Source organism: Enterobacter cloacae complex sp. IR5384 (genome assembly GCF_049237265.1).
GTDB lineage: Bacteria > Pseudomonadota > Gammaproteobacteria > Enterobacterales > Enterobacteriaceae > Enterobacter > Enterobacter cloacae.
Genome location: NZ_JBMKHJ010000016.1, coordinates 1 through 25,205, shown reverse-complemented (window position 1 = coordinate 25,205; position 25,205 = coordinate 1). Strand labels below are relative to the sequence as shown.

General features: G+C 43.8%; 22 protein-coding genes. 13 read left to right on the top strand and 9 right to left on the bottom strand.

What is annotated here, in order from left to right; all coding sequences use genetic code 11:
* Positions 1 to 433: 433 nt before the first annotated feature.
* Positions 434 to 1,309 (bottom strand): RepB family plasmid replication initiator protein, encoded by an 876-nt coding sequence (locus ACOTX3_RS14445; protein ID WP_000594611.1) that lies wholly within the window; start codon positions 1,307 to 1,309, stop codon positions 434 to 436.
* A 476-nt stretch (positions 1,310 to 1,785) separates the two neighbouring features.
* Between ACOTX3_RS14445 and ACOTX3_RS14440 the strand changes: the two genes are divergently transcribed.
* The 4 genes from ACOTX3_RS14440 (at position 1,786) to ACOTX3_RS14425 (ending at position 4,860) form a co-directional block, all read left to right on the top strand.
* Positions 1,786 to 2,838: a hypothetical protein gene (locus ACOTX3_RS14440; protein WP_346723432.1), complete on the top strand. Its 1,053-nt coding sequence runs from the start codon at positions 1,786 to 1,788 to the stop codon at positions 2,836 to 2,838.
* 19 nt (positions 2,839 to 2,857) lie between these two features.
* Complete coding sequence (locus ACOTX3_RS14435) at positions 2,858 to 3,058, top strand: hypothetical protein (RefSeq protein WP_000594930.1); 201 nt, start codon at positions 2,858 to 2,860, stop codon at positions 3,056 to 3,058.
* On the top strand, positions 3,055 to 3,771 hold the full coding sequence (locus ACOTX3_RS14430; RefSeq protein ID WP_000838219.1) for a zinc finger-like domain-containing protein: 717 nt from the start codon (positions 3,055 to 3,057) through the stop codon (positions 3,769 to 3,771). The genes ACOTX3_RS14435 and ACOTX3_RS14430 overlap by 4 nt, the downstream gene beginning before the upstream one ends.
* A gap of 234 nt (positions 3,772 to 4,005) precedes the next feature.
* Positions 4,006 to 4,860 (top strand): hypothetical protein, encoded by an 855-nt coding sequence (locus ACOTX3_RS14425; protein ID WP_000970401.1) that lies wholly within the window; start codon positions 4,006 to 4,008, stop codon positions 4,858 to 4,860.
* Between the two features lie 8 nt (positions 4,861 to 4,868).
* On the opposite strand, the gene ACOTX3_RS14420 is transcribed toward ACOTX3_RS14425, so the two are convergent.
* Positions 4,869 to 5,681, bottom strand: a complete 813-nt coding sequence (locus ACOTX3_RS14420) for a DNA adenine methylase (RefSeq protein WP_001121574.1) — start codon at positions 5,679 to 5,681, stop codon at positions 4,869 to 4,871.
* Positions 5,682 to 6,050: 369 nt separating this feature from the next.
* Between ACOTX3_RS14420 and ACOTX3_RS14415 the strand changes: the two genes are divergently transcribed.
* The 5 genes from ACOTX3_RS14415 (at position 6,051) to ACOTX3_RS14395 (ending at position 10,098) form a co-directional block, all read left to right on the top strand.
* Positions 6,051 to 7,214, top strand: a complete 1,164-nt coding sequence (locus tag ACOTX3_RS14415) for a hypothetical protein (RefSeq protein WP_000114860.1) — start codon at positions 6,051 to 6,053, stop codon at positions 7,212 to 7,214.
* A gap of 247 nt (positions 7,215 to 7,461) precedes the next feature.
* Positions 7,462 to 9,153, top strand: a complete 1,692-nt coding sequence (locus tag ACOTX3_RS14410; protein WP_000096325.1) for a DUF4942 domain-containing protein — start codon at positions 7,462 to 7,464, stop codon at positions 9,151 to 9,153.
* On the top strand, positions 9,150 to 9,326 hold the full coding sequence (locus ACOTX3_RS14405) for a hypothetical protein (RefSeq protein ID WP_000070862.1): 177 nt from the start codon (positions 9,150 to 9,152) through the stop codon (positions 9,324 to 9,326). Before ACOTX3_RS14410 ends, ACOTX3_RS14405 begins: the two co-directional genes overlap by 4 nt.
* A 60-nt stretch (positions 9,327 to 9,386) precedes the next feature.
* A complete protein-coding gene (locus tag ACOTX3_RS14400; protein WP_001805248.1) occupies positions 9,387 to 9,830 on the top strand; it encodes a hypothetical protein in 444 nt (147 codons plus the stop codon).
* Entirely contained in the window at positions 9,817 to 10,098 is a 282-nt protein-coding gene (locus ACOTX3_RS14395) for a hypothetical protein (protein WP_000535423.1), read from the top strand. Before ACOTX3_RS14400 ends, ACOTX3_RS14395 begins: the two co-directional genes overlap by 14 nt.
* 57 nt (positions 10,099 to 10,155) lie before the next feature.
* Here ACOTX3_RS14395 and ACOTX3_RS14390 read toward each other — a convergent pair whose 3' ends face one another.
* Complete coding sequence (locus ACOTX3_RS14390; RefSeq protein ID WP_000966518.1) at positions 10,156 to 10,782, bottom strand: hypothetical protein; 627 nt, start codon at positions 10,780 to 10,782, stop codon at positions 10,156 to 10,158.
* Between the two features lie 372 nt (positions 10,783 to 11,154).
* On the opposite strand from ACOTX3_RS14390, the gene ACOTX3_RS14385 reads away from it, so the two are divergent.
* Both ACOTX3_RS14385 and repHI2 read left to right on the top strand, forming a co-directional pair.
* The gene (locus ACOTX3_RS14385) at positions 11,155 to 13,611 is read left to right on the top strand and encodes an Ig-like domain-containing protein (protein WP_001232713.1); all 2,457 of its coding nucleotides are present in this window, start codon (positions 11,155 to 11,157) and stop codon (positions 13,609 to 13,611) included.
* A 1,107-nt stretch (positions 13,612 to 14,718) separates the two neighbouring features.
* Complete coding sequence (gene repHI2 / locus ACOTX3_RS14380) at positions 14,719 to 15,807, top strand: IncHI-type plasmid replication initiator protein RepHI2 (RefSeq protein WP_000159528.1); 1,089 nt, start codon at positions 14,719 to 14,721, stop codon at positions 15,805 to 15,807.
* Positions 15,808 to 17,884: 2,077 nt separating this feature from the next.
* Here the strand turns inward: repHI2 and ACOTX3_RS14375 are convergent.
* The 5 genes from ACOTX3_RS14375 to ACOTX3_RS14355 form a co-directional block, all read right to left on the bottom strand.
* Complete coding sequence (locus tag ACOTX3_RS14375; RefSeq protein ID WP_000681217.1) at positions 17,885 to 20,305, bottom strand: Ig-like domain-containing protein; 2,421 nt, start codon at positions 20,303 to 20,305, stop codon at positions 17,885 to 17,887.
* A 464-nt stretch (positions 20,306 to 20,769) separates the two neighbouring features.
* Positions 20,770 to 21,357 (bottom strand): hypothetical protein, encoded by a 588-nt coding sequence (locus tag ACOTX3_RS14370; RefSeq protein WP_000491820.1) that lies wholly within the window; start codon positions 21,355 to 21,357, stop codon positions 20,770 to 20,772.
* 43 nt (positions 21,358 to 21,400) lie between these two features.
* Positions 21,401 to 21,664, bottom strand: a complete 264-nt coding sequence (locus ACOTX3_RS14365) for a hypothetical protein (RefSeq protein ID WP_000149862.1) — start codon at positions 21,662 to 21,664, stop codon at positions 21,401 to 21,403.
* Between the two features lie 93 nt (positions 21,665 to 21,757).
* Positions 21,758 to 22,519, bottom strand: coding sequence for a methyltransferase (locus ACOTX3_RS14360; protein ID WP_001167418.1), 762 nt, complete (start codon positions 22,517 to 22,519; stop codon positions 21,758 to 21,760).
* Between the two features lie 80 nt (positions 22,520 to 22,599).
* Complete coding sequence (locus ACOTX3_RS14355; protein WP_000277498.1) at positions 22,600 to 23,364, bottom strand: hypothetical protein; 765 nt, start codon at positions 23,362 to 23,364, stop codon at positions 22,600 to 22,602.
* A gap of 331 nt (positions 23,365 to 23,695) precedes the next feature.
* Here ACOTX3_RS14355 and ACOTX3_RS14350 point away from each other — a divergent pair, with 331 nt between their 5' ends.
* Together ACOTX3_RS14350 and ACOTX3_RS14345 are read left to right on the top strand one after the other, a co-directional pair.
* Positions 23,696 to 24,211 carry a hypothetical protein gene (locus ACOTX3_RS14350; RefSeq protein ID WP_012695482.1) on the top strand — a complete coding sequence of 172 codons (516 nt, stop codon included), beginning with the start codon at positions 23,696 to 23,698 and terminating at the stop codon, positions 24,209 to 24,211.
* A 103-nt stretch (positions 24,212 to 24,314) separates the two neighbouring features.
* Positions 24,315 to 24,746: a hypothetical protein gene (locus ACOTX3_RS14345; protein WP_001251242.1), complete on the top strand. Its 432-nt coding sequence runs from the start codon at positions 24,315 to 24,317 to the stop codon at positions 24,744 to 24,746.
* Positions 24,747 to 25,112: 366 nt separating this feature from the next.
* Here the strand turns inward: ACOTX3_RS14345 and ACOTX3_RS14340 are convergent.
* On the bottom strand, positions 25,113 to 25,205 hold a 93-nt coding region (locus ACOTX3_RS14340; RefSeq protein ID WP_223235923.1), incomplete at its 5' end, for a hypothetical protein.

Genomic DNA, 25,205 nt, shown 5'->3' with positions numbered 1-25,205 from the left:
TGGACCATTCTCGCTCTTAACAAAGCTGAACTGTGTGTCATTCGACCTAATGCCATTCACCAAAATGCCTTTTTATACCACTGCATAGCTATGCTCGGGATACAGTGGCAAACAAAAGCATTTCAATGAATGAATTTTTGGGATACCGACATCAAAAGCATTTGTATGAATGTAAGAGGCGTAATCCACAAAAGGCATTCACGTGAATAGAGTGCGCACGAAACCATCTTGCTCAACGGCATTTAATGAATGGGCTAGCATGTACGCTTGAGTCAGAAAGGCATACAGATGAATAGTCAGGAGTTCGTTTGAAAAGTTACTTTTTTGCACATTAAGCCGAGATGTAAGACCAGTAGTAAAAGAAGCACTAAGCATAGCACTGATAAATAACTTATTTTTCAGCAGGTTATAACCAGTGCATACCAGATAGCTTTCAACCTTGTTTGGCAAGGGCCAGCTTAGGGCTTCTTTTGAAGATCTGAAATTGTATGTCGCGACCTTTCTTAACTTCTTGATAATCGAGATATCCGATAGATTCAAGTTCCCGCATTGCTTTACGAATTATCTGGTTTTGCGTACGAATAGGGGTTGTAAGAAGCAACCTTTCCCTCAACCGTTTCATATTAACGAACAACGTACCAGCTGGCATTGCTTCAAAATAAATATAGAGAGATTGCGCAGCTTCTTTTTTAGCCAAAATGTATAGAACCTGAAGGCTTAACAATGTCTTATGGTCGTAACGATACAGTTCCCACATAGAAGGATCCCCAACCAGCTCAACAGTATCGCTTTTTGGATCAATCATAGCCTTCTGCACCAGATGCGTTACTGTGAACCGACCACTACGAGAGTCTGAGAAGGCAAGCACTACCGATGCAAGGTTCATTAATGACTCTTTAAAGCGCGCACGAGTTCGTTTGTTGATGTTTGTTGAACTGATACCACACATCTTCGCAAACTCGTTAAAAGTCAGGCTAATCTTCTCGGAAGTAAAACCATATTTACTGAAAGCCATGATGATCCCGAGCCAGCACTTAAAGTCGGTAGACATAGATAGTTTGACACCAGTTATCTTGATGTCGTCATAACCCTCCGATCTTGCAATTTCCATACACGAAAGCTCATCAGAGGCATCAACTTCAAAGTTTCGGTCGCGGTTTTCTTTTGTGCCGACAGGGGTAAATACACTCAATCTCAGCAGGGCCACGGGCTGAACCGACTTGGACGAGTTAGGCGTCAGTTGATAAGTCTTACCTGATTCATTACTGGTTACGTCAAAAGGATGGATTAACTCGTTGTTTTTAATCATTAACTTAACTCGTCGGTGATAAGATTTTCATTTGGCAAACTGTTTATAACATATTCTTGCAAATGCTTTTTACGCATTTACCTAAATGCCATAAGCATTCCAGTAAATGCCTTCCTTATTCATTCAAATGCTTTTCGCATGCATCCGAATGCCGGATCCTTTCATAAAGTTACTATAATCAATGAGTTAAAGATGCCGTGATCTTTACTTGAACTCTATTGATCTTTAGTGATCTAAAGAATTGATCTAACCTGTTGAAAACAATGATAAGTCCATATAAAACAAGGAATAGCGCTCCTTTATCAATATCTACAGATCGCAAACGGAAATGAAAGTGGGTTTACTATCATTGTTTTATTCAAGACAGTTTTTATTTTAATTTTATTAAGCAAATTTTTTGAGTTTACCTTTTAGATGTATCAGCCCTATTTGGCAAATTTGAGGTTCATGTATCATGTAGTAAACAGGAGGAAGATATGAACAACAGCAAACATACAGTCATTGAAGTGGATACTAATCTAGTTGAAATTGAAAAGGGATTTAATCCCCGAGAGGCGGTAATCGGAGATTTGTGTTACGAACAAGAACCTGTCAAATCGATGATTGTGTCAATCAAACAAGCCTTTAAGGAAGGAAGGCAGGTTGATATGATCAAGGTCGTAAAAAGAAAAGGTAAATATTTAGTTCGTCAAGGTCATACTCGTTTTCATGGCTTAAAATTAGCAATTTCTGAAGGTGCTAATATTCCAAAATTATCTGTTATCTTAATCGATTATAAAAACGAAATTGAAGAATACCTTGAGAACCTCGATGGTAACAGAAGCAATGGGCTAAATCCGGTTGGGCAAGCTCATGCATTAGCTCATGCTGTTAGTCTCGGGTATTCGGTTGAAGAACTAGCAATGCGATATCAACGATCAACTACCGCAATTCGTAATATGCTAAAAATCCTTGATATGCCATTAGAGCTTCAACGTTTGATTAGCCTAAATCTAATCAAAAAAACGCTCGCCATTGAAATAATGTTAAAATATTCCAACGATCACAAAATGGTTTTAAAACATATAGAAGGTTTCTTACCTGGCGTTAAGAATATTGAGACTACAACGAGCAAAATTGTAGGCATACCTGAACACAATGCAGCTGGAGCAGGACCAGACACCTTAAATAAAGGCGGACCAGAAAAGAAAAATTCGGCAGTCACACGTAAGACTTTGGGTATTAAGCGCCTCTCGCATAAGAAAACAGAACGGCTAAAATCTGAATTTCTTGAGCTTGTGGAAAGTACACATACGGAATCTATAACGAATACTCAAACAGAACTAAAATTTGGTAGAGATAGTCCACACTTGTTCAAAAATGTTGATAGTAAAAATGTAATATTTTCTGATGATGGTGTTCAAATAATCTTGAATGATGAAAAGCTAAATATTTTATTGTCTTTACTTAACGACGAAAATACAGCAATCATTCTTTCTAAACCAAAATTAGAAGAGCTTCTGGAAATTCGAGATCTCCTTAAGGAATAAAAACCCGAGGATTAGTTGAGTGATTAAACCTATAAAGCTGACTCTTATCGATAATTATAATGATTTGCTTCTAACTCATGAAGTCCTTAAACGCAACATGGAAGAGTTAGAACACGGTAAACGTTTTGACCAATTTCCTGAAGGGCATGACCACTATGAAAAAACTGTGAAAGAAGCTGTAGCAATCGTAGAGGCACGTTTGGAGGTGTTTCGAAAATGAAATCTCTTTTCTTTACTCTTGATGGTCATATGGTACCAGCCTCAGTGAATGTATCCCTTAACGGAGATGGAAATTATTATGCACCTATCGAAAGAGAATGTAACGAATGTGCGGGCACAGGCCACAAAGGGGCTGATGTATGTGAAAAGTGTCATGGGGTGCAAACAGTTGGACCCATTATTGAAAAATTAGTGGTACTAGAGCCAATTACCTTTCTCGATAACATTCCGGAACTGCGTGTTAACCCAACACTCGAAGCATGGAAATCCAGAAACCACGTACTTATTGAGAAAGCAAAAAAGGCTAACACTAAGTTTTCTAATAGTATATTGGCGCAACTAGACAATAACCGTTTTTTGACAGAACGCCAGCTGGATTGTTTCTTTACAACCTTTGATGTGATGTTGTCTGAAACTCCGGAAAATGAACAAGAAATTTTAAAACATAGCTACAATATCGGCCAGGTCATAAGCATTGAACTAACATTTACTGAAGTCAGGGCCGCGTACGCAAAAAGTAAAGGGAGTTATTTTTTTACATTTACTGGTAAAGTTAGAAATGACGGGATCGCTTTAACGGCCGATAAACAGGATCACATTTTATTGGGTGAACGTTATCATTTGACTGGAAAAGTCAGAAAATTCTATGATTTTGATTCGAAAAATTATGCTGCAATAACAGTTTTTAAGTTAAGTAAACTCCAAGACAGTTAAATGTTTTACTGCTTAAATATAGAGCCAAGACTTAAACTGTCGTTAGGACTCACTCACGTAATATTGTTGCTTACGCAATGGGTTTTATCCCTCATAAAGATCTGCGAGTATAAATCTTTTACATTTAAATTCCCCTCTATCACAACCTTTTCAATAGTAAAAAAATGATAATCTTATTAATTATAATTTTTAATTTTTTGTATACCAATACCATACAGTTAAGGCTAAAAGGTGATGATGGAGATGGACTTTAAAATGCACAATGATCTGGGTCTCGGTTTCATTTGTAAAAATGCAAGAACATCGTCAAAGCCAACGTTAAGAAAAGTTACTTTTCCGGTAAGCGCATATGAAACGTCTAAGCTTTCTTTAACCGGTTTTCAATGCCCCACAGCCTGCCGATTTCCTTTTTTTGTGCTATGCATGATAATCCATAACCATCTTTCGTCTGCATGCCCTATCAACCAAAATGAATGTTCAAATCATATATCGCAATTTTCTATCGACATTAAAGTACAAGATTGGCTTAGCCGTTCAAGAGTAGCGTTTATTGATTTCCATAATCTAAGAAATACAGATAAAACCACATTAATAACAGTGGAACATCTTGAAGCTTTACTTACTGTTATGTCAACTACTCTTGTCGCTTACGCTCCATATTCAAAAAAGAGACTTAACTTTAGCTTTCTAAATTCATTTACTTTGTCTAAAACTTCTCAAAGTTACACATTAACTTTCCCGGTAGTTCTCAGTCCGCTTTTAGATGCTCTTGGCGGTTTCATTCAGGAATGCATAACCGAAAAATTGTTAAAACGACGAAATTCGAATTTCATGGTTTACGAGTATCTTAAACGTTCAGGCCAGAGCTCTCATAAAGTGGAGGACATTAATAACGACTTACAGCTTAAAACTCTAAATATAAGACTTATGAGCGTCCTTACTGGGCTTTCTCAGCAAGGACTCATTTCATTTATTTGCGAAGGAAAGAGGGGCGACCGGAGAATAGAAGAGCTTCAGTTTATACCTTATGTTCAACGAACTCACCCTGAGGTATTAACTTTTCAGGAATGGATTAGCCCCGTTGATTAGAATTAACTCTATTTCAGCACGGCCAGTATTTCTGTTTCCGTTTTCCGTGTATTTGGCTTACTTCCTACGGATCGGTAAGCGCTGAGTCTGTGTATGACGAATCCACGCTCTTCATAGAGGCCCAAAGTGAATGGTGTCAGGCTATTTGATATCGCAACAGCAGCGCCTTTTCTGTGAGCGTCAACGAGCATATTTGCTAACAGCACGTGGTCGCTTTGGCTGAACGGTTTACCATCGTAACTGACAAAACTAGTTTTGCTTGTTTTGTCATATGGCGGATCACAATAAATCTGATCTCCTTCGCCGGTTGCGGCCAGAGTCTCCTCAAAACCAGCGGTGATCAGTTCAATACCTGAAAGACGAAATGAAAGGTAGTCTATTTTATTGAAGTCAAGCTTCAGTTCTGTATGTTTCCCCCAGGGCACTGAATAGATTCTTTCTGAGTTATAGCGGCACATACCGTTATAGCCCAGGCGATTCAGGGAGTAAAACAAAGCCGCTCTTTGAAGCGGTTGACCAGAAATACAGGTTTTGTTGAAACGGTCCCTCATCTCATAGTAGTCCTTTTCGACAAAGGTTTTATCCGCTAGGTTTTGGACCTGATTTATAAAGTTAGTTTTCTGTCTTTGAATAGTCCTGTATAGGTTGATCAAGTCTGGATTGCTATCTGCAAGCAATGCATTTTGTGCAAACATGTTCAGAAAAACGGCACCACCGCCTATAAAGGGTTCTACCCACCGGCAACTATGATCGTGTGGGTAGTGATGGCTGATGAAAGGCATCAGTTTCGTTTTTCCACCAGCCCATTTGATTATCGGCATGTGTCTGAGATGTCGAGTCAAAGTGTCTATACCTGAGAGAGAAATTTAGGTGCTGGTATCGTACCTAACCACGGGCTTTAACTAATAACTTAGGGAGCAAAAAAAAGTTGTTTAAGACGCACAGTTTTGACTTTCAGCATTGCGGATTTATAAGATTTTTCCTCACTGATACCTGAACTTTATGTTTTGGATTTATGTCTTTGTTTATGAAGCGATTTTGATGCCATCACAAGAAATGGGGAGCCCTCTTTTTTTGTGAAAAATCAGAATAGGCTCAAAAAGTACCTTTTTTGCGAAAAATTATGGATTTTTTTTTCGGTAGTATCCCCGCTACGCAGAAAGTAAGCAGAAAAATGTAACGGAGCCCCTATGAGTGTTTTACTGACAGAACCTACACAGCAAGCTAATGACAAGGTCTTTAAAACGGCCCATGTTGCCTTTTCAGTAGTTACTGGCACAGGTCGTTACGTCACTGGGCTTAAACAGTTCCGTGATGCAAACCCTGAACTTTGTACTGAAGTAAGTGACCAGAAAGCATGGGCTATCCACCCTTCAGTAATTCAGGTCACGCCAGGCTTCAACTCCCGCGAAATGGGAATGGGTGACGATTACTATAAGCTCCCTGAGGTTGAAGAACACATCTACAACATCAAGAATGCCTACATTCGAGGTGACTATGTAGACCCTATCCGAGTACGTGTCATTGATGGGGTACCTTTTGTTCGCCAGGGGCACTGCCGTTTAAAAGCCGCAATGATGGCATGTGATGAAGATCATGACATCACAATCCTTTGCGTTGAGATTAAAGAAGATGAAATTGGCTGTGAGCTCGCGACCATTGATGGTAACCGTGGTCTTGCGCTTTCTCCTGTTGCGCTTGGCGAGTCCTATCGTCGCCTACATTCTCTTGCTGGCTGGTCACTCGAACGAATTGCTCAACGTGAAAATAAAAGCCCGACGACCATCAGTTCTCTTATCCGCCTGACAACCTGTTCTGTTGTTATCAAGAAATGGATTCATGCTGACGCTATTTCGTATGTTAACGTGCTTTCACTGATCGATGAGCTCGGTGAAACAGAAGCAATTTCACGTATCAAGAAGATGATCGCGGAACTTGAGCAGGCCGATGCGAATGGCATCACGGTGAAAAAAACCCAACATGGTCAGGTACGAGTCAGACCTTCAGACTTCAAGCCAGCACGGATTCCGCCGGTTATTGCCACAAAAGCCGTAGAAGGCGTCAAACTCATCACCACCAGCTTATTACAGAAACTGGGGGATATTGAATTGCCGGAGATGACAGATTCAAGTGCTGACGAAGAAATCAACATTACGTTGAACCGCAGTACTCTGGAGATGCTGAGAAATCTTTCAAAAGAGATCACAGAATCAGAGAACAAGCAGCTTCGCCGTGCGGAGAATCGTCAGGCAAAACTTAATGGTGAGAAGCCAAAATACCCACGTAAAAAAAATGCTAAGAAGGCAGGGGAAGAGACCGATCAGGATACTGACCCACAGCCGGACGCAGAATAATTTACTTTTGGCAAAGTGTTGGTTTTGTCAGAGTCATTAAGGATTCAGGCTTTTTGCCCGCCTTTTTTAAACCTCCATGTATCGTTCTTGCCCCGTTTATGCGGGGCTTTTTTTTTGCTTCTTTCTATGAGTTGACATCTTTAAGTTTTATTCAGAGACATAAAAAACTTTTTCGTGTCACTGAACCTATTAGGTTACAGAGCGACGTTGCTATCCTGGTAAAAGTTTTTTCTAAAGGACCGGTAAAATGTCATCTCTTGATTCTGAAGCTAAACCCGATAATGCAGGTCACAGCGTACTGGCTTTAACAACCTCTCATAGCCTGGTGGTTAGCTCTTCTGAAACATTTCTTCCAGATATGCGCAAAGAGCTCGGCATTATCGCGGATCTTGTTGAGTCCTATAATGATGAACTCTGCTTGTTGAAACACATGGCTGTCCAGTTCAAAACCCACAATCACCAGAAACTTTATTCTTATCTCTCAGGCTACAACCACAGTATCTCTGAAGCGGATGCCTTGTTCGCGGAAAACGCTCTGAGATCTGAATACTGGAAACGCGTTATGGCACTCACTGATGTTTTGCCTATCATGTCGGATGCCAAACGTAACGAATGGGATAAGCAGTTTACGGCCGACCGCTATATTATGCCGCCTCAGGTGATCCCTGATTTCACAGCTGACGCTGTAGTAGGCACAGTCGTTGCTTTGCTTAATGACCGCAATCAATTTATTAAAGAAAGGGTTTACGACGTCTTCCAGTCTCTGAGCCGCAGTCATAAGACAAACAAAGCTTTTGGGTTCTCCACCCGCATGATCACTACCGGAGTTTGCGAGCCGTCTAAATACCCCTGGCAGAAATTAAGGGTGGATTTTAAAGAGTCTGGCATTTCACCACTGAGCGAGCTCCGCGTTATATGCGCATTCTTCCGTGGCGAACAGGTGAAGGCGATCCATAACACCAAATCATTGGTTGAGGCGTTGGTCGAACATGAGGGGTTCAGAAAATGGATCTGCATCGATGGCAACAGTATTCGTTTCAGGGTTTACAAAAATGGATCAATGCATATTGACGTCCACCCTGATATCGCCGAGCGGCTTAACAATATTTTATCAGCTATCGTACCGCTGGCATTACCTGCCGACCGCATGGCTCATAGCAAGAAATCTTTGGAGGCATTCCCTGTACTTAAGCAGTGCATCGACTTTGATACCCGGATGCAGCTTTCTGAACTAATGTTTAAAAATGACGGGGACAATAAATGGAGTTGCTGGACATCTTTAGGGTCTCTCGCCGAACGCAAATCTTCGAGTGTTGCCGCTGACACCCTTCGGTTCTTAGGGGCAACAGTAACAAAATACGATGTGACATTTTCCTATGATCCGTGTGAGGTTATTCGTTACATCGGCCAGATAGGGGAGATGCCTGATATTGTATCGCATCAGTTTTACCCTTCATCTTGCCGAATCAGCGAATATGTATATTCCCTGCTCGGTGCAGGGGAAGGGGATACCCTCCTGGAGCCTAATATTGGCCATGCGGATTTGCTTAAATCATTCCCTGCCGGTGTGATCGTTACTGGCATCGAGCTTGATACTTTGAATTGCCTTATCTCCCGGGCTAAGGGATACGATACGACAGAAGCTGACTTCCTCACATGGTCTAAGTCTAATCAACAGAAGAAGTTTGATTATGTCGTGATGAACCCACCTTTTGCCGATAACCGGGCCAGGCTGCATCTCCAGGCAGCTGCATCTCATCTCGCAGCCGGGGGATCTCTAGCAGCCGTTCTTCCATTATCTCTTCAGGGGCTCGATAACCTTCTGGGGGAAGAATTCCGGACGGAATGGATGGACGTTTTTGAGAACGAGTTTGAAAACACGACCGTTTCGGTTCGCATCCTGTACGCCGAACGTATTCAACAAGAGGAAGTCCTATGAGCAACCAACCCACCAGCCTGCCAGAAGAAGATATTGAGTTTGTTATGGATACCTTTCAGAGGAGCATGGGTAAATCCAAACCTGTCAGGGATACTCAAATAGAGGGCGAGAAACCGCAAAGTAAAGAGTCCGCAAACTCAACTGAAAACCCCGGTTATGAAGAATTCTTTTAATTACGCTCATGATATCCTGGTGCAGTTATTTAGAATGATATTTGAGGGATGGGGGACATTGTGATTAAAAGGCGTAACATTCGACGATCAGTTTATGGATTGCTTATTGTTCTTATCGCCGGAAATGTGTGGTTAGGCCTTAGAGCTGATAAAATTCATAAAGTGCGTTATCAGGATTTCTGGTCACCGGCAACTGTGATTAAAGTAACTGTAATGCCTTCAACGAATGAAATCCAGCTCAGTGGTAAAATCCCTAAATCGGTAAGAGTTTCAAACAATTATGTTGAGTACTCGTTACCGGGCACACTCTCGGACAAGACCATTTACCGAAGCGTGTTAGAAGATGAGATGCTCACTTTGCTTAATGCTGGAGGTCAACTTGAAGTTAAATACACTCTGGACAAGCAGACAAATCGAACTAAGGTATGCACTAAGTGCTTACGGGTGATTAAAGATATTAACCATCAATATTCAGCCACTGAGGTAAAGCATGGGCAGTCCTAAATTTGAAATTGCTGAGCAAATTAAAATGTGGATCGTTGTTTATCTAGTTTGCTTTTTAGCACTTTACTGTGTGTTAAGCGCTCTACATGCGCTTTATGATCCGCTAAATTTACCTGCCCTGACGTGGCCTATCAGCTGGTTCGTGGTGCCTGAAATGACAAGTTTTGGCAGTGCATTATTAGCTTTTGTCCTAACGCCAGGCCTTTGCTCTATAATTGCTGTTTTATTCGGTAAGTCTACCTTTAAAAAAGCTAAAACAAAAATATAGAGTTAATTAGATTGGTGGCTCAGGTTTATAAAACCTCTCACTAGAGAGGTTTATTTATTATTTTTGACTGAGATTAACAGCGTTTTCCATAAATGTATCAATAACAACCGTAAGAGACTGGCTGGTACCATGGCTATACTCAGGCCAAGGTAAAAAAGGATATGAAGAATACGCCATCAACATGATACTGGTTGGGCAACGCCAGTCCGTTGGAACACCTTTACTGTAATGGACAATCATAGCCGGGCGACTACAATCAATATCTCCAGCGTTTTTATCGAGTACGAAAGTAGCCAGAACGCCGGTGTCCTTCTGGGATACGAAAACAAGGCTGTCAGTAAAAATAAAGGCCATTAAGGAAGAGGCCAGGAAAGCGCCAGTAAATAAGGACTTCTTCTCTTTCCAAACGCGTCGAGCATATAACCCCATTAGCGCTACCGCTGAAACCATTCCGGACCACTGAGCACCCAAAGAAAAATCTGTTACTGTTTTAGATGTCATACTTTCATTAATAGTAATCATTGCGACAATGAATGGTGATGCAATTCCAAGTGTTGCTAGGACTATCAGCGATATTTCAGACCGGTTTTCTTTAGCGGATCCTTTACTTATTGCAGACATTGCTCTGAACATAACGAATGTACTGTTGAGCATCAGAAAACAGCATAAGAGCATGTATAACATTGGGTTTCCTCAACCTAGAAGTGATGGTTACCCTGTTATTTTACATAAATTTGACTCAACAGATGCTTTTAAAATCTCGCTTCCTTGAATTTAAAAACATATCAGCACAATTGGCAAACATAAAGGAGCAGCGTCTATCAAAAGTTACTTTTATGATTGGTTGAATACTCATTTTGAAGGCTAAAATCCAAAAAAGTGGGTACAAAAAGTTACTTTTGCGTCATCCAGATGCACTGCCGCCATTTTGCATTCTGTACGTTGGTTGCTTTCTCACTTGATGTCTCTTTTAACAGGCAAATTATCACTTTATCCGACCGGACCTTGTAGGCTGAATCCGTAGAATAAGGCTATAACCTATTCCCGGAGCATCATATGCGTAAAACTCTAATTGGCTGCATGGTTGCAACTGCCCTTGCTACTGTATCTTCGGCACATGCTCAGGTATTTAGCTACTCATTTACAGATACCAATAAGGCTGTTCGGAATATTAAGCCTGCAACACAAACATATCTTAATCCCGCTGGTGTTTTGACTCTGAACTTGATATCGGGTCTTGATCGGTACGAGCGAGTGACGGTCACACGAGACAGCGATAAAAAGGTTATGTATTCCTCCGTCTCGACCAAAACGAGCGTTGCAGATCGTATCGTTGCTGCCGATGGAACAGAATACTATGGAAAGGATATGGTTCTACCGGCGCTCGGAGAAGGGACCTTTACTGTAGTCAATGAAACTCTGGATATTCGCCAGACTGTAGTGAGCACATCTACTTATCATTTCATCGTTGATACAACTCCTCCACGCTATAAGAGTATTTATCCGAGTCAAAACGCAGGTTACGACATGGTACTTTCTGGGCCACTTTGGGAGTTGGGCCGAGGCGGTAGTGGCCAGTTTTCTATATTTGCAGACGGTATTGAGGATGCTAGTGGAATTGCCAAGATCCGTCTTGTCATTAAACGAAGTAATGGTTCTGTGGTCTCCGACAATAACCTGAGTTATGACACAGCCAATAAACGTGCGTTCTATCCGTGGATTAAAGATATGAACACCCAGGCTGGCATGCCCTCAAGTGATCTTGATGAAGAATTCACCTTCAATTTCATCGTTACGGACCTGGCAGGAAATACGCTTAACATTCCTCCCCAGCGGTTTTTATATGACGATCAAATGGGAGAATTTACGCCATTTGCAGTTCATGACTCACGTGTAAGCACCAGTGTTGTACCCGGCATTTCTTCGGGATACGTCCCGTTTAAACGAGGCCTTACAGTGCTGGAAAACCCCTACAAGTTGGTTATACGTATCCCAAGAACTAACTGGAAGCCATATCGAAATGGTGGCATGAGCATTACCAATAACTATGGCGGAGTACAGGTCCTTTCCGAAGATGCCACCTATGTCTACGTGGAAGTTAAGCTGCCACAGGGTGCCTTAGATGGAAACTACTATAGACCTGTGAATACATATCAATGGTCTGGAGGAGATCTTGGTCAGTATGCCAGCTGGCTCAACTGGGATCCTGCCTCTGTAAAGAGTCCGGCTTGGGGAAGTTCACCCATAGAACGACAAAAGGCTGATGGAACATGGTTCAACAGCGTAAACTGGAACCTGTTCAAGGCATCTGATATGCCTATAAAACTTACTAATATCCGGTTCAATGTACAGGCTAGGCCATATGATCAAAAAATCACTGGCGGAGCAACATGCAGTATTCCAGCTGGCTCAACAACCTGTACCGTCTCTTTGCCCCAGGATATTATAAATGGCACTACCGGCTATCTTCATAGTGGCTATGAAGTAAGGTCAACCACCGAAGCAACCTTCTTTGCCCCTATATGGGAGAATATAGCCTGGCATACACTGGGTCCCTCCGTCACTGGATTTGATTACATTGAAACCACCAACATTCTCCAGGTTTACGTGAATCAACCTGGAGATGGTTCATATTTCGACCATGTTTATGTAAATCGAGTTTGGTTGTCAGATAAAAACCGTAACAACGCAGAAATAAGCGTAACCGGCAAACAAACAGGTAGAAATATGGCGTCTGGGAACTACACGTATGAGTTCAACATGAAAGAGGTACCAGAAGGCAGTTATAACGTGGTAATTAATGCCCAAGATACATTCAACAATACCGGTAACCTCCCTTATCAAACTGTTGTCGTTGATAATACAGCACCATCTGTAAGTATTAGCTACGAAGGAAAACCGATCAGCAAAAACGTAACAGTATATGGGCTGGAGAACGTCCGTATACAGCTCACCGATGCTCTAACTAAACCATCCTTAAGCCGTATGACTCTTCGCGGTGGCCCTGTTTCTGATGCGGTGGAATTGTCTTGGGTGAATCTGGGAAACAACCTGTATGCACCTAATTATCCCAAGATCTTTCCGTCTCTTAATGAAGGCGAAACATACACTCTCACAGTTCAGGCCAAAGATGAGATGAACAACGTTAAAGAAAGCTCAGTCGAATTTAACTACCTTCCAAACAATCTCGTCAGGCTAGAGAATCTGAAAACCTTAGCTGTCAATGCTTCTCTCAAAACATCTGACAATACTCCTCTGGCTGTTCTGTATGCCAGCCAGCTGCGTAAAAAGGATGGTTCAATCGCTACAGGGCTTCAGGACGCAGTGCTTACTGTCCGTAAGGACGCTGCATTCGGCGTGACTGTAAATGGTGTTTCTGCGATGCCAGGTGAAAGCAAAGAGCTTCAACTGGATTTGGGGCTCGGGGACAGCCGTAGCTTTCCTATTTTCCCTGCTGTATCCGGCCTTACAGGCAGATCTGAGTTCATGATTAACATTGAAGAATTAAAATAAAGCAGGGCTGTTTTGCTGAAGCACAACGGCCGTCTTCTGATGCGCCGTAGCCCATGTTGTTGCAAATCAGTCCGACGTTCATTGCGTAAGTAACGCTTACTGCGGACCATGGTAGTGATTAGACTCACTACCATGGTCATTTCACCACATATCTTCTCTGCATTGCTCTTGTTGGGCAGACTAGTAACTCGTCACTAAATTGCAGCTTTTGTCTTGCTAAGTCGCTGGTATAACTGCACTACGAAATCGTCAAAAGATTTTATCCCTCATGTAGATCCAATAAATGATCCCAAAGGTGCCAGAGAGTACAAAGAAGATCCCGGTACGCTGTAGGCCGCATGGTTACTGGGCTGGAGCATTGTCACTGACAACAGTAGCGACATAAGTGACAACGGGAGTGACTTAAAAGACAATGGTAGAGACTATTTCGACGTTGGTAATGATTTTAAGTGACAATGGTAGTGAGGTTAGACTTAAACTTCCACTGTAAGGTAAGGTGACTCGCATTATTTAAATAAATTATTACTTTCAATTACTTGCGACACGAGTCTGCATGTATGCTTCTATTTCTCAAAAATTTATCCACCGAAAATGCCTGTGGCTGTGATTTAGCTTTGACGACAGTTTTTATCAGGGAGGCAAGTTGAGACCTGTATAAGAACTAAGCATTTATTTATCCCCATTTTCCACAAGGTAGTTCCAATAATTAGTACCTTAGTGTTCCTGATAGATCAAAAGAGATCCCCGCTGCCTCCAGGCCAGACGGCACAAGGCCTGAGACGTGATCAGTGACAACAGTAGTGATTATTTTGACATTGGTAGTGATTATTATAACGTTGGTAATGAGTTTTTTGACATCAGTAGTGATCAGAGCGACAATAGTAGTGACTTTTCATTAGATCTTTTTAACTTGATCTGATCCGTTGTTGATAAGAGTTGCAGGTCATTGTATGCAAAGAGTTTTTGCCAAGTTTTAATGAGTGGAGTCGTTTTTTTAGGTAGAACTTATGCACAGATATGGATCATCACAATGATCCATCCAGTGACATAGAGTTCGCTGGGGCTTACTATTCACCAATCTGTTTACACATTCAGTGATAACTTATTATGACTAAAGAGAAAGATACTGAGCAGCAGGACCTGGTCACCAGGGCTTTCTCTGTTAGAGAGAAAGAATCAGGTAAAGACATCATTTTGCGTCCTAACAGCAACCGTACGGTGCAGTCTATTGCTTTGATGCGGCTCGGGCTGTTCGTCCCATCACCAAAGAGTGTGGGGCGTCAAAATCGGGAATATAAAACGGTTGGCTTTGACGCAACGAAAGAGTTACAGACGCTCTCTTTAATGGAGAGCGAGGGGTTCACCAATATTTCAATTGTCGGTGAGCGTCTTGATATGTCAGTAGATTTTAAGACGTGGATGGGCATCATTCGAACCTATGCCAATCATCCGATTAACAATGACACGATAAGCTTAAAATTCACTGAATTCCTCAAGCTATGTACGCCTGAAAATTATCGCTCATCTACAGCGTCCAGAAAACGTATAGACGCCTCCTTACGCAGGTTAGCATCCGTTACCTTGTCGTTCACCAGTAATAACTCGTCCAAAGTCTATACAACGCATCTGGTACAGTCTGCCCTGTTAGACCCGGAATCAGATCAGGTTGTCCTTCAGGTTGATCCTAAGATTTTCGAGCTCTATCAATACGATCATAAGGTTTTGATGCAGCTGAAGGCAATTAAGGAGTTGGCCAAGAAGGAAAGCGCCCAGGCTCTCTATACGTTCATAGAGTCATTACCGCCAAATCCTATACCGATATCCCTTACTCGGCTGAAAAATCGTCTGAACCTCAAAACACGAGCAAATAGTCAGAATGCTACCGTGAGAAAGGCTCTTGAAGAGTTGGCATCGATAGGATACCTCCAGTACACCGAAATTAAGAAAGACGGAAAAGTATACTTCCAGATTCATAAGCGGGATCCCGATCTGAATTTGAACAATACTCAGCCTCCTTTAGAAGTGGTTGAAGATGAAGAAGAGAACTCAGGGTCTTCTGTTTTAGAAGGTGAGTTATGCCCACCAGCTGACCCGATAGACGGCGATGATGTTCTTACCGTCCATGATTTAACCGCTGAAGAACTGCGCTATATTCGTAGTCTTCGAAGCCAGAAAAAGAACAGCAACGCCAGCTAAAGTTAACCCGGCGGTTCAGGCTCCGGGTGCTAAATTACTTCTTCGATTTTCGTTAGTCCCAGCCCGCTCTTTCACGTCAACGGTAATGAGTCAAAAGTCATTACCGTTGTCATTGTTCTCTACCACCCTATGTAGATCGAGATTGCGAATTCAACGCTTTCTCCTGAGTCACCTGTTAACACCCGGTTTCTACGCTTTACTTCATTGGCCAGTACATCCAACGGAAAATATCGTAACGGGGTGACAATGGCAGTGAGTTGACCCACTCACTACCATCGACATTCAAATCCCGGCTTCTCTGGTAGCTATAGTGACAATGGTAATGATGTGTACCTTACTGGCATTGTCATTGTCCTCCGAGTGTGCGTTCAGCTTTGGGAGGACACCGGAACTTAATGCGGCGAGTCACGGCCATTGTGAATCTCGATTGGATTGGCGAATACGGCTTCCGGTTGGGCCAGATGTCAATGGTTATGCTTCATCCAGCTCATTACTGTAGTCATTGCCGTTCAGCTGAGCTGATGCTCCTCTCATTCTATGTGGCGACAACGGTAGTGAGCCCAGAAAGTGACTACCGTTGTCATGGCCGTCCAGTAGAGCGGGTCAACCTCTTAAATCACAGGGTGACAACGGTATTGAGCCCAGAAAGTCACTACCGTTGTCATGGACGTCTGGTTAAGCGGATCTACCTCTCAATTCACAGGGTGACAATGGTAGTGAGCCCAGCAAGTCACTACCGTTGTCATAGTCGTCCCGTTGAGCAGATCAACCTCTTAACTTACAGGATGACAACGGTAGTGAGCCTATTAAGTCATTACCGTTGTCATTGCCATCCAGAAGAGCGGATGATCCTCTCAATTCATACGGCGACAATGGCACTGAGCCCAGCAAGTCACTTCCGTTGTCATAGCCTTCCAGAAGAGCAGATGAGCCTCTTAATTAACAGGGTGACAACGGTAGTGAGCTCATTAAGTCATTACTATTGTCATGGCCGTACAGCTGAGCTGATCATCCTCTCAATTCACACGCCGACAATGGTAGTGAGCTATTAAAGTCACTACCATTGTCATAGACGTCCAGTTAAGTGGACCATCCTCTCAATACACACGGTGACAACGGTAGTGAGCCATTAGAATCACTACCGTTGTCATTGCTTTTCAGGTGCACTGATAAGGCTCTCAATAGACACGACGACAATGGCAGTGAGCAATTAGAGTCACTTCCGTTGTCATTGCTTTCAGCTGAGCTGATAAGGTACGTCATTTACACGATGACAATGGCAGTGAGCCAATCGAGTCACTACCGTTGTTAATGCCGACCAACCGAGGGAAGGGTCCGCTCAAAGAACTGAGTGACAACAGTAGTGAGATCATCCAATCACTACCATTGTCAGCTTAAACCTGTAGGACGAAGAGGCTTGTCCGATAAAATGACGACAATGGAAATGAGCCTATCCATCACTACCACTGTCATTAAAGTCCAGCGGTTCAACGTTAATCAGTAGCTCCGGATGACAATGGTTGTGAGTCAGGCAATTCCCAAGCATTAAGTGACAGCAGCGTAACACCTCTAAGCTCACTCCTGTTGTCAGGGGTTAGGGTATTGAGTCTCTACCGTCGTCAGTGTTTCTGAGACACCAGTATTGCAGATCACTACAATTGTCACTTAAGTATCGACGGGGGAATAGATGCAAGTGACTGGCTAACCAGTACCAGTTTAGATTCAAAACGATCCCATCTTTGTGGATGCACTTGAGTAAGCTCGTATGACGATATGTCAGAGAAGTGACAACGGGAGTGAGTTGCCGGACTCACTACCGTTGTCATCCCCGGTTGAAGGAAGAGGATCCCCGGGGCTGTATATTTACCGGGTATCCTTACTCAAGGGTTTCGACACTCACTCCCATTGTCGTAATCAACGAGTGTGCATTGTCTTTTAAAAGCATCGCTGGAAACGTACGATTAAAGTAACTTTTCTTTCGGTTCTTCCTTGCGAATCTCTGAAGACGTACTGGCTGATCGGAGTCAAGGAGGGCAGTAAAATTGAAGCCGTCAGTTTTACTGTCGGCTCCGGGTAGTTACTTCAACTCGTCGATCTGAATCATGAATTCTGAGGTGCCAACTTTCCCATTTTCGGAAGGATAAACGGGTAACAGAAGATTATCCCCCTGGCCCATATCTATTTGCACCTCAACTGACTCACCTGGAGCCGCCTGTGCCCCGTTAAATTTAATACCGAAGGCTGCATCCTTCCGCACAGTCAGCGTTGCGTTCTGGACCCCTTTAGCAATTTCTCCATTTGTCTTACGCAGAACGTTAGTGGACAGGTACGCAAGGGGTACGCCATCTGTCGTTTTGAGAGGCGAACTGACCGATAATGTGCGTAGATTATGTAACTGCACAAGGTTATTCGGTAGATAACTGAACTTCTGAGTATAGGTTTTGGTATTCGACTGACTATCGGCAACTGTTACGCTAATTGAATAATTTTCAGATGGTTCGAAATTTGGGAACAGCCTCGGATACTCAGGCATGTATGTATCTTTGCCTGCCGGTGACCACGTAAGCTCAACGTTATCAGCTGTGGGGCCACCTACGAGCTGAAGACGGGTTATCCTCGGGGTTGTCAGATTATCTGCCAGAGCGATCCTGAGGTTCTCCAGGCCGTACACTACCGTATCGTCTTTTACCGGCTTTCCGTCGAATGTTATGGCCACTGTCGGAGGAGTGTTATCCAGAGCAATTTCTCCGAAAGTTTTATTGGTCTGGTTCTGGAAGAAGTCCCTGATGTTGACCTCAACGTTGTATTTTCCTTCAGACTGACGGGATAAATCATAAGCAATCGTGTAGTTACCTGAGATACGAGATTTGATTACGCCTGTGGGTGACATCCGGGTACCGGTGTTCTTATCGGAAAGATAAAATTCCCTCAATGAGACCGAGTCGAACCAGTTACCATCGCCTTCAAGTGACGCCAGTACATCCAGCTGCTTGTTAGTCTCGTCATATGATATCGAGTTTATTACCGGCAGTTGTTTATTGTTCCAGCGTGTCATAATCCATTGCTCAGACCGCAAAATGGGATTGCTGATGCTGCGAACGAAGTAAAGGATCCTATTGTAGCCCTGGGTACCCAAGGCCATATCAAACGTCTCAGGCGCTTCACACGAGGTTTTTCCTGCCGGAATGGTGCAGGTCGCCTTACCGCCGATCTCTTGTGCAAAGGGCCGGGCTTCAACGTTAAAACGAAGTCGGGAAATTTTAATTGGCAGTCGTGATGAAGCCACACTCTCAAAATCCTTCCACTTAACCCAGTTCCCCTTATCATCGAGGAAATCTACCCAGGTACCCGCAAATGCAGGCGTTTGGTTTGCAGATGGGTTTAGAACGAGGCTGTATGACGGATAATACCCTCCCCACTGGCCAAAGTTCGCCATACGAGCCATATCCCCATTAATTGAGCCATAGGGAAGAGTCATTTCAACATAAGCATAAGTGCTGTCTACAGCTATCTCTTTGGGGGCGGAATATTGATTGATGAACTGAAGCCCACCTTCTGAATAAGCACGGTAGTTAGATTTTGGGATCCGGTAGACTAATCGAATAGGGTTTTCGTTAACGACCATACCGGCTTTGTAAGCCGGATAATTAGAAACCCCGGGTACGACGCTGGAAGACGTATTTGGATCATGAACGGCCCACAGTGTCATCTCACCCAGCGTGTTGTCGTAGCGAAATTTTTGAGTTGGCAGCGTTCGGCTATTACCTGCGTTATCGAAGATAACAACTTTTGCAGTAAAGTCTTCATCCAGGTTGCTGTCTGGTATTCCGGTTCCCTTAACTGAATTCTTAGAGTAAGTGTGGTACATCTTTTGGCCGGATACGTCATACTGCATCTGTGTAGTGCTGTAGAGGCTACCGTCCTGCCTGTAAATATATATTAGGCCCTTATCAATACCATTTGCATCACTTACGCCCGAAGAGGTGAAGTCATACTGCCCCGTTGCCTCTAATCCAAGCTTCCACACGTCACCAGCGGTAGAGCCAGAACCAGTATTAGCGGTAAGAGCATTTGCCGCTGGAGGGGTGACATCAATTAGCCAGTTATAGTTATAGGTCGCTACAGGCTTCTGATTGAGATCTAACACGTTTATCTGAACGACAAATTTGCCTTCACCCAAAGCAGGCAAAGTTACTTTTTTGCCGTAGAACTCACTACCGTCAGCAGCTGTTAGTCGGTCTGATACACCCGTCCGTGTAGTCGTAGTATTAAGAATGACAGTTCCAGTGTCTTTCGTGACTTTGACATTAACGAAACGATCAAGACCTGAAATAAGTGTCAAAGTTACCGGTGATGCCGGATTAAGCATAAGACGAGAAGACGGGGCGTGGATCTCAATACCGTTCGTGTCTTTAAAGGCCGATTCATATATCTGAGCTGGGGCCTGAACAGACATACCGAGTCCGGCTACAGCAGTAATAAAAGCGAGATGTTTCATTCTTATTCCCCTTTAGGTTTGGTGTTATTTTAAGCTTTTCCTAAAGGTCACTATGTTCGTAAAAGTATAAAAAACTTCTCCATATGGTGCTCGAAATTACAAATCTATAATTTGCCTTTCGACAAACCTTATTGTGCGTTCAGGACGGAAATCTTTCTTTTTGGAATTACATCTGACATTTCTGTGGTGTCCAAACTGGCAACGATTGCAAAACTTATAACATTAGCCTGAAACTATCGGCATCCACATATCGCATTAAGTGATGCTTTTACTTTGTGTAAAAAAGAATCAGGATAAATTAGGTATGTCAGATATAAATGCGTTAACGGACGGCATATATGAATCAAAACCTGGCGGCATTACGCCACCAGTCGAGAGGGGAGTGAACCTCAGTCAGTACGTCTACCTTCGTTCCGCAAGGCGCTTCTTGTTGTGAATTACAAACTGCCCTGGCGAGAACTGCATCATTTCACCCCTAGCAACACACGTGCCTCTTCAACGGTTTGCCAAGAAGGCATTGCTACGCCAGATTGAGTGCCGTTGCCCCTGCGCTCACCTGTGTCACATTCTACATAAAGACGCATCAGCATCGCTTCTGTTTCAGCGGCCCGGCTATTATCCATTACCAGTTCTGCTGCGCGTCGTAGCTGTTCTGGAATGTCATTCCACATTCCCGCACCACTTCTGTCTTTGTTAGTGAGCAAGTCTTCAATAGCAGATGAAGCCATGTTAAGCAGGTCAGCCGAAACTAAAGGCATCGGCGGGGCGGTATAGAGGATTCGACGTCTTCCGCGTCTGTCTGGATCGTATTTATCATAAAAAGCTTTGTTCACATCTTCCCAGTGCCACTGAAGTTGCCCGGTTGCGTCATGGTGGCAAAACTCGCACTGATAAACAGGCGCAATCGACATAACTGCCTTTCCAATACGTGCCAGTACAGCAACTTCGTCAGCTCTGAGACTCATTGCTTCGCTTGGGTTACTACCCTCGGCAAATTCCAAAATTTGTTCAATACGTTCTGGTGTGAAAGTGGTCATAGGCTTTGAAAACATATTTTTCCAGTTGTGCTTACCATATCATCAGGCATTAGGAGCGTTAGCGAATAATTAACAGGTCAGGACCAAAACTAAATCCTTCCCCCATACGGTCTTCATGACGGGAGACATATGCCTTACCGTATTTCTCCAGATCCTGTAAGCGATCTTTTGCCAGATTCCACGAGTATTCCTGGCCCCACACGGGTCCGTCACGCCCGTCAAAGCGGTCAGGTTTACAATTTGCTTTCAGAAGAGCGTAGACATGCTCCACCGTGGGTAGCTGCAAAGCACTATTAGCCTGAGAAACGGCAGTATGCGTCATTTCTGTTCACTCTTTATTGATTTAGTCAGTTAAGCCGGTCAGGTAACTTTAACCGGCTACTCGTATTAAGATTTCTTTCCGGTTGCTTGTCAGTTAGCGGCGAAGATCAATTTCAAGGCGGGCTGTTTTGACCTTTGTTCCGGACTCCCTAAATGTATCATCCGGAAGAGGCGAAATTTGTCCGCCAAGTTGTTTGACTCGCTCCCTGAGCGCTTTTGTCAGTGTGTCTTCCCGGAACAATACCCCAGCTGACAGAATGGCCTGTAAGCGACCTCGCTTAGCGAGCATTGCGATGGCATGCATGACTTGTTTAACGTCAGAGCGTTTAAGGAATGGTGGATTCATAACGATAACATCAAAAGTTTCATCGGGCTGGTACCCAAGAAAGTCGGTATGCACCAGCTCGACTCCTGTGCTAAGGACACTATCGTTCTTCACTGCAAGGAATCGCTCATCGTTCAATTCGATCCCGGTAATCAATGCATCCGGAGCCGCCAGTTTTAAGGCTTTCAGAATGCGGCCATCACCAAACTCTGGCTCCAGTACACGCTCCCCGGCAGCTGGTTCAGCGCGTAGAACCATATCTGTGACTAAATTCTCAGGTGTAGGGAAGAAATTGAACAGATCTCGTGGGATGTCAACCGAACCTGTCAGAATGATTTGCTCGATACGCTCAGCTGCATCCGCCGTAAAAATATGTGCCTGCTCTTTTCGGTTCCATTTGCCACCGGCGGCTTCGAGCACTTTGTTTGTCTTAACATAAATGCTGCGGTCGAGCTGGTCGGCCAGGAAAAGAAAGTTCCCTTCAGCACGGCAGCGAGATAAGACGTTCAGAACTTCAGTTGAGATTTGCATTAAAACTCCATTAAGAGGATTTACCCGCCTGGCGGCAGCGGGTTGGTTACTTAAACGGGACAATTCAGATTTGGCCTTGGTTAGTCGGCAGACAACAGCAGGGATGGGCTGTTATAAGAGAAGCGGTCAACGGGAGCCTTATCAAATCGCTGACCGCTTGCATCAGGGGTCAGAACGAGTCCGTTATGGGCGCAATGAATGTGGAGCAACATATCCCCGCCGGTGTTGATGTGTAAGGCAGGCACACCCTGATCGATTTCGAACATGACACCAAAACAGGGGTTACCTTCCTTGTTAACAACTTCACAGTGGATGTTATGTTGGCCGGTAACGCTGACCTGATAGGCCTGACTGTCCTCTTCTGGCAGTGTTTCCTCCTCCAGGCGCCAGTCCTGAAGTGTGAGGCTAATTTCAGGGGTGTCATGCTCTTTCTGAAGAGCCTGGATACCTTTACGGAACAGCTGCATCATTTCAGGAGTAAGGCAGTCTTCCTCAGCTCCAAAATGTTCTTTCCAGCCTTCAGGATCTGCATACATCCAGACGTTTTTAGCGAGCGAAGGTAAGGAAGCATCAGGCTCTACAAGGAGGTGAGGGATGTTCTCTTTGATTCCGAGATAACGTACCGGCTGGCCATTAAGCGGTAACCCATCCGACACTGTAACTTCTGTTCCTGGCAAGACGACGCTGTTTACCAGACCTCCACAATGTTCGGCCACCACGCGGCCTAAATCTGCCATAAACATCCGATGCTTTTCTGGTGAGTCCAGCTCACCAAGGAGTTCAGGTTTAAGCAGTAAACCGGTAATAATCTCAGTCAGTTCACGAGGAGATACTAATTTATACATTTTGTTTTCCTTTTCTGTGTTGGCTTTATATTACCAATCCAGATGCACGAGCTAATAACCTCCAGACAACTTTTTCAAAAATTATTTACTTAAAGCAGGGTGCTAATATGCGCAAGAAATGAATTTAGGAAGGACGGCTTCAAATTTAACTTTTTGGTTTTTTATTTTAGACGGACTTTAAAATAGCATCGTTGATAAAATAATAAACATGGTTTGTTTTTTTGTTTGTATTGACAATCAAATGGGTATAAATTAATTTACTTACATGGCGTATATTTAACGCCACCGCCCCGGCGGCACCGGGCATAAAAGGAAAACCATTTTGAAACCGATGCTCAAAAAAGATTTTTTTTCAGCTATTGAAAACCTTCTCAAAGCTGGCTTTCAACCTCGCTTTTACACTGTTAACAGTGGCCGAATCGGTCTCATTACATTCACTGATAAAAATGGAACAAAACAGGTCGAACAGGTTTATTCCTGCACTTCTTTAGCCGCCAATACTTTTGGAAAGCGCTTCACCACTTGGTTAGAAGAAATTTTTCAAAAGCATAATGAAGAAAAAGTAGCTGATTCCGGGTTCGAGGTTGGTAGCCGTGTCTGGGATAAATTGATGTATACGTTGCGCACCATTTCAGAAATTCGTGCCGGGGGGGTGCTGGTGCTGGATAACGGTGCACAGCGTACACTGGATGAAGTGCAAAAAACGGCACCTGAAACAAACCAGGTGGAGCCAAAGGAAATCTCTTCACTTCAGGAGCTGCTGAACGCTTCCAAAAATCTGGAGCCGACTTCGCCTGAGCTAATTGCGGCTCTTAATGAGGCTCTGTCAACCGCCATAAAACGGTGAATGCAACGGCAGTCTGGCACATCAGGCCTTGTCAGAGATTAGGCCTGAAAAGCACTTACGTACCGATATAACACCTAATTCCCCTCTAAGGAGATTGCCCTAAATGGCGATGAATAAAAAAGAACAAGCCGCGTATGATGAGCTGGTGGCACAGGCCAGAATAAACCGCGCTTTACGCTGGTCTGACTATGGCGTTGAACGCGATATGCCCGTACCAGAGGTCTCGGGGGAATACCAAAACGGCTGGAGCTTCAACACCGCCACTGGCACTGTTTATCCGACATGGAGCGGAACTACGGTTCACGGCACACGGGAAGAGGGAGAGGTTGTCGATGCAACCTCCCGCCGCATGCGAGGCATGAATGGTAGCCAGAACGGCATACCACAATACAGCACCAAAGAACGCGCCCTGAAGGCATTACGCTGTTCGCTTGAAATCAAGTTTGCCATGCAGCTGGATGCCATAGATAAAGCTATCGCAAAAGAAATAGAGCTGTCCACCGCTCGCCGGGAGAGCGATACATCAGATGCCTAGCGGTAAACCATCAATTCAGGCCCGTGATCAGAGGGGCCTTAACGCCCTGAAAGAGGCGGTTCCAGCGACGGCACAACTACAGATGCGGGTTACCCCTGAACGTAAACTGCGTTACGTCAATCAGGCAAAGGCCGAAGGTCTGGGTCTAACAGACTGGGTCCAAAAGCATATGGATAACGTGTGTGATCTGGCAGGCCAGCCTGAAATAACCATGTACAAAGATGATGGAGAAACAAGTGGCCAAAAATAACAACAGTCTCAAACAGCATGTCTTCAATATGCTGTCGGCTGGCAGCGAACTTAAAGAAGTGAAGCGTTTTCTCACCAGCAAGCGAGTTAAAGCCCGCCTGGCACTGAGAGATCCCCTCATAATTTCCCCAAAGCGTAACCATGTGTGAATAAATTTTGAGCTAGTAGGGTTGCAGCCACGAGTAAGTCTTCCCTTGTTATTGTGTAGCC